General features: G+C 58.6%; 2 protein-coding genes and 2 pseudogenes. 2 read left to right on the top strand and 2 right to left on the bottom strand.

The genetic code is table 11. The annotated features are described in order from the left end of the window. Both RMO81_RS08810 and RMO81_RS08805 read left to right on the top strand, forming a co-directional pair. A pseudogene (locus RMO81_RS08810) lies at positions 1-196 on the top strand (kinase); the annotation flags it as partial. A gap of 285 nt (positions 197-481) precedes the next feature. Then, positions 482-2,503: a hypothetical protein gene (locus RMO81_RS08805; protein ID WP_310475458.1), complete on the top strand. Its 2,022-nt coding sequence runs from the start codon at positions 482-484 to the stop codon at positions 2,501-2,503. Between the two features lie 155 nt (positions 2,504-2,658). On the opposite strand, the gene RMO81_RS08800 is transcribed toward RMO81_RS08805, so the two are convergent. Both RMO81_RS08800 and RMO81_RS08795 read right to left on the bottom strand, forming a co-directional pair. After that, positions 2,659-4,239, bottom strand: a complete 1,581-nt coding sequence (locus tag RMO81_RS08800; RefSeq protein WP_310475459.1) for an amidohydrolase — start codon at positions 4,237-4,239, stop codon at positions 2,659-2,661. A gap of 191 nt (positions 4,240-4,430) precedes the next feature. Continuing rightward, a pseudogene (locus RMO81_RS08795) lies at positions 4,431-5,933 on the bottom strand (peptidase); the annotation flags it as partial.

Genomic DNA, 5,933 nt, shown 5'->3' with positions numbered 1-5,933 from the left:
GGAAACCGTCCCCCGCTGGCGCGCTGAGCAGGAAGCCGCCCTCACCCGCGCCACTGGCCGGCACGGGATGGACCCAGCCGCCCTCACCCGCTTCTGCGCCCACTACGAACGCCTCACCCGCTGGCAACTGGCGGACACGCCGGGGCGGGCCACGTTCACAGTGCGGCTGAATGGAGAGCGGCGGGTGATCGACTGAACCCTGCCGGCAGGCGGGAAGCGAGTAAGCATACCCGCGAAAACTCCGCAGAAGACAAGTCCATGTCACAGAAAATCAATGGCCGACAGTTGCTCCCTGGCTCGGGGACGACGTAGAAGAGAGCAGGATCTAATATTCTGTCATAAAAACATCTCACTGAAACCCGTCTCCACCATGAATTTCGTCTTGCGCGGAAATAGAATTTATATAATCTAAATCCGCTAGGCAAATTTTCGAACATAATTTGATGAAAACTGCGTTCAAGCCAAGTATTAAGAGGAAATTATGAGCAATCTAGTTCGTATAGGAACCGAAATTCAGGTCAATAGACCAATAGAAATTGGTCTATCTGCCGCCCAACACATCGCCAGCCTTGCGAACGGTGATTTTGCGGTTACTTGGCTAGATGCAGCCTTTGAATTGAAGGTTCAAATATTTGATTACTCTGGGATAAAAATAGATAGTGAAATAATTGTTGAAAACAATACACGAAATCTGTACAATCCGAGAATTTTAGGTCTCACCGGAGGTGGGTTTGTCATCACCTGGGTGGATGACGTTGAACGGCAAGGTATTGCGCGTACGGATATCAAAGCGCAGCTTTTCAGTTCCACTGGTGTGAAATTTGGCAGTGAATTTCAAGTCAATACCCAAAGCCTGAGCGGTCAGTCTTGGCCGGAGATTGCGGAACTTCCGAATGGCGGATTTTTAATCACCTGGCAGGACGACAGCCGCACATTGGGTGACAACAGTTTACAAAGTATCAAGGCGCAATTGTTTTTTGCTGATGGTTCAAAACACGGCAATGAGTTTCTGGTCAATACGGAGACGGGGGGCGATCAGAGATTTCCGGGCGTTACCGTTCTTGCGAATGGGAGTTTCGTTATCGCATGGCAGGATGAAAACGAGACTGGCGACGACAACAGCAGGGCCAGCATTGAAGCGCAGCTGTTCGATGCCAACGGTGCCAAGCAGGGAAATCAATTTCTAATCAATACACAGACTTCCGATTCACAAGAAAGACCATCGATCGCCGCATTGTCTGATGGTGGATTTGTTGTCACATGGCAGGATAGAAGCGGTACGTTTGGAGATAGCGACAATTATAGTGTGAAGGCGCAATTATTTGACTCGCTTGCTGCGAAAAGAGGATCTGAATTCCTGGTCAACACGCAGACTGCAAGCGCTCAGTATAATCCACAGGTTTCTAAATTGATTAGCGGTGGATTTGTAATCACTTGGGGAGATTTCAGCGAAACACTTGGCGATAGTGACAGTATAAGCGTAAAGGCTCAAATTTTTGATGCAAAAGGGGCCAAGGTCGATACAGAATTCTTGGTAAATACACTTACTGTTGGCTGGCAATTTTCACCTTCAATTGCGACTTTGGCAGACGGAAAATTTGTAATTTCATGGGATCACCAACCAAATATCAATGGTAGCAGCGACATCAAAGCCCAAATCTACAGCTTGGGCGACAGATTTTCTGTGCCAGCGGAGGAACTGGTGCTGTTCCTGCCCGGCACGCGCGACCTGATCACCTGGGATTCGACCCAAGGCTCTGCCGGCTTTACCTATTTTTTCCGGGTGGGTGACGGCAGTACGATCGCCGCGGTGGCCGATTTTACCGGGGATGGTCGCAGCGATGTGCTGCTAGCCCAATCGGGTGGTGGTTTGACCCGCTGGGACCCGACACTGGGCGGCAATGGCTTCACCTTGTTGCCCGCAACGTTGGGGTTTACGTTGGTCGGCAAGGGCGATCTGGTAGGCAATGGTACGACCGATCTCTTGCTGCAGAACGCCGCTGGCCAGTTGCGCATCCTTGATGCAGCGGTCGGCACCATCACCGATCTGTTCACCCTCGCTTCGGGCTGGAGCGTGGCCGGAGTGGGCAACATCAACGGTACCGGCAAGGCCGACGTGGTCCTGCAAAACAGTGGCAGCGGCGCCGTGATTGCGTTCACTGATCAAGGCTGGCGCGATCTGATCACGCTGGGTTCGGGCTGGGAGATTGCCGGGCTGGGCGATGTGACCGGCGGGCTGGCTGATGATTTCATCCTGCAGCGGAGCGATGGTGTCACCATCTTCTGGGATGCCACTCAAGGCAGTCAGGGCTTCAAGGATTTTGCCACCATCGGCCCGACGTGGGAATTCCTGGGCTTTGACGATCTGAACGGCGATGGCCTGGATGATGTCGTGCTGCAGAACAGCAATGGCCTCGCCATCTACTGGACTGGCAGCAACTGGGTCGATCTGGGCTCCACCCTCATCGGCGCCGAACTGGTGGGAACCGGGGTGTTTCCGTAAGCACAAGTTTTACAGGTGCCGAAAGCCAGCGTTTCAGGCCCGTTGGCATAGCCAGCGATGAAGCGGGCCAGTGCCGGGCGGTCTTCATGCAGGGAAAATGCAAAGGGCCGGCGCCTTGCGGCACCGGCCCTTCCTGTTTGCGGATCGCGCCAGGCTCATTTCACCTTGGCGAAATCCTCGTAGTTGATGCCAAGCTGTTCCAGGTAGCTCTTGTGCTTGGCCGGATCGTAATAGAATTTCTCTTGCTGCGGGCGCATCTTGGCCATGATGTCGGCGTTCAGCCAGATCGCCGGCTTGTCTTCGGGGGTGAGCAGCGGATCGTATTTGTCGCTCTTGAACTGCACATCCTGCTGATAGGTTTTGGCATCGGCGATGATCTTGGGCGTTGTCGCCAGATCAAGGATGGTCATCGCCACCGCCTTGGCGGCGACCATCACGCCCTTGTGGGCAATTGGTGTCGCCATGGCGATGGCCGATTGGCGGTTGTGGCCGATGGCGTTGGGGATGTTGGACGGATAGCGGATGGTGACGGTGGGCACCGTCCACATGATGTCACCAATATCGTCCGAACCGCCGCCCATCGAAACGCCGCGCAGTTCGGGCGTGGAGAGCGGGGCCAGCGTGGTGGAGAGCGGCCCCAGCTTCTGGCCGTTGGTCTGCTGCATTGCCTTGGCAAAACCCTGATCCGCGGCGCTCCATTGCGGCAGGCCGACGGCCTTGATGTTGGCGTAAAGCGCTTCGGCCAGCGGCTTGTTGCCATAATTCGGTGCGGCATAACCCAGGGTGCGCCGGGTGACGGCGGTATCGGTGGCCATGGCGGCGGCATCGGCAATGCGGTTGCCGATTTCATACAGGCCGCGGATTTTGGCAAAGCTGCCTTCGCGGAAATAATACCAGACGCTGGCTTTTTCCGGCACGATGTTGGGCTGGCCGCCGCCTTCGGTGATGACATAATGGCTGCGCTGGGTGACAGGCAGATGCTCGCGCCGCATGTTCCAGCCGATGTTCATCAGTTCAACGCCGTCCAGCGCGCTGCGGCCGTCCCACGGCTGGCCGGCGGCGTGGGCGGTCTTGCCCTTGAAGCTATATTCCACGCTGACCAGGCCGGTGTTGCCAGACGGGCCCCAGCTCACGCCGAAATCGTTGCCGACATGGGCGAAAATCGATGCGTCCACACCCTTGAACATGCCAGCGCGTACATAATAGGCCTTGGTGGCCAGCAGTTCTTCGGCAACGCCGGGCCACAGCATCAGCGTGCCCTTGATGCCGTTCGTTTCCATCACCTGCTTGGCAGCGATGGCAGCGACGATCATCATCGGCATGCCGCTGTTGTGGCCTTCGCCGTGACCGGGGCCGCCTTCGACCATCGGCTTCATCTCGACCACGCCGGGATATTGCGACAGGCCGAGCAGGCCGTCGATATCGCTGCCCAGCGCGATCTTGGGGCCAGCCCCGTTGCTCCACGTCGCGGTGAAAGCGGTTGGGATGCCGGCAGAGCCGCGTTCAACCTTGAAGCCGTTTTTTTCAAGAATGCCGGTCAGATATTCGCTGGTCTTGTGTTCCTGGAAACCGGGTTCGGCATAGCTGAACACCATGTCCACCATTTCCTGTGCCAGCTTGGTCTGGGCGTCGACCAGTTCGGCGGCGACCTTTTTCTGGGCCGGCGTGGCCAGCGCCAACGCCGGGCTGGCCATCACACTTGCCGCCAGCAGCGCGGCGATCATCTTGCCCTTCATCATCGTCAAAGCCCCCCGTGTTGTTCAGCAGCTGCCGATCAATATTCGAACCGCACGCCCACACGTTAAACGTGGCCCAGCCCATCATACAAGTTGCGCCTAGGCCGACGAGGTCGAAGCGCCAGCGATCGATCCGAGGCTTGGCCGTGAGGCGATTGCTCCACCATGTCGAGGCATCGCCGCCGCTCGGATCAGCGTTCGGCGCCGCCATAGTGCAGCGCGTTGAACAGGAATTTGAACGTGCCATAGGCTTGGGCGCGTTGCACGATTTCAGGGCCCATCACGAACAGCTTGCCGCGGCCAACATCGATATCAGCCACCGCAATCGTTCCAGCCAGTTGCTCCTGACCCACCGCCCAGCCGCTGCGCAGCACTGAAGTGCCCTGGAACCGGCTGACAGGGGTTGCCGTGCCTTCGCCCTTGGTTGGCACAAACGTGGGCGAACGGTTGAAGAAGATGTCCACCTCTGCCGGCAGGCCATAGGCCAGCGGTTGACGGTTATTGACCTGCGCGCGCAGCACGGACCCGGGAATGTAGAAATTCTTGGTATCGAGCGGCCGCTCCTCGCCGTTGTCGATCCTTCGTTGCGCCAGTGCCAGCGGCGCACCCAGCAATTCGGCAAAGCGCGCCGAGTTACCGATAGCCACCACCGCGCCCCCACTGCGCAGGAAATCGCCAATTGCCGGAGTGGTTTTCGCATCTGTGAGATTGCCGGTCATCGCCTTCAACTCGGCGGGCGTATCCTCTGGCTTGGGTTGCGGCTGGGGGCGTTCACTGCCCCAGGCGCCCTTGCCGGGCAGTGCGCCATCAACGAACAGCAACACGTCGAATTTCCGCTTCAGGCCGCCAGCCTCGATGCGCTGCGGATAGATGATTTCAAACGGAAATTCATATTGTTCCAGCAGCCAGCGGGTCCAGCCGGCGGTCATCAGCCCGCCATAACGATCAACCAATCCCAACCGCACCGGGCGCAGCTTGATGGTGGGCGAAGTCGGCGCCTTGGCGACCGCATGGGCGACCAGCCCAAGCTCGGCCACCGCCTTCTTCACCACTGCACCCGCCGCGCCCGAGGCCGGCACCCAGATCGCGCCGGGGGCCAGTGTGTCGTTGCCCAGCGTCACGGCTTCCTTCAGCCAGGCTGGCTTTGCCCCGGCCTTCAGCAGGCGGTTTGTCAGGATCGCGCTGTTGTTGGTTTCGTGCCCGATCAGCCAGCCGGCATTGCCATTCCCGGTGATGCGCCCTTCCGGCGGCTTCATCAGATCGTTCACGGCGGTGAAATTGCCGGGCACATCATCCAGCACGCGATCAAAGGCGACGCCCATCTGATAGGCCAGTGTGTAGCCCGCCACATCATAGGGCGCCGTGGGCGCACCGCCGGGATAGGGCACATCATTGGGATGGTCCTGCGGTTCGAACATGTCCAGCACATGCGGGCGATAGGCCTGCGCGGTGCGCACCACGAAGCTGCCGGCCGGATAGGTCTTGCCAGCGGCCGTGAACGCAGCGGCGGCGCGTTCCACCTCCACGCCGTTCTTGATCAGGGCATTCAGGAAGGTGACGGCCGTGGGCAGATCACGCTGATCGGCGGGGATGATATAGGCGCGCGGGTCGCGGTCTGCGGGCGCCTGCAGGATGCTGGCATACAGCTTGGGATCAACCTTCTTGGGGCCGCCGGGGCGCGGGCGGCCCGCGCC

This window comes from Sandarakinorhabdus sp., assembly GCF_031422795.1.
GTDB lineage: Bacteria > Pseudomonadota > Alphaproteobacteria > Sphingomonadales > Sphingomonadaceae > Sandarakinorhabdus.
The sequence above is the reverse complement of the archived record's forward strand: the minus strand, read 5'-3'. Positions and strand labels throughout refer to the sequence as shown.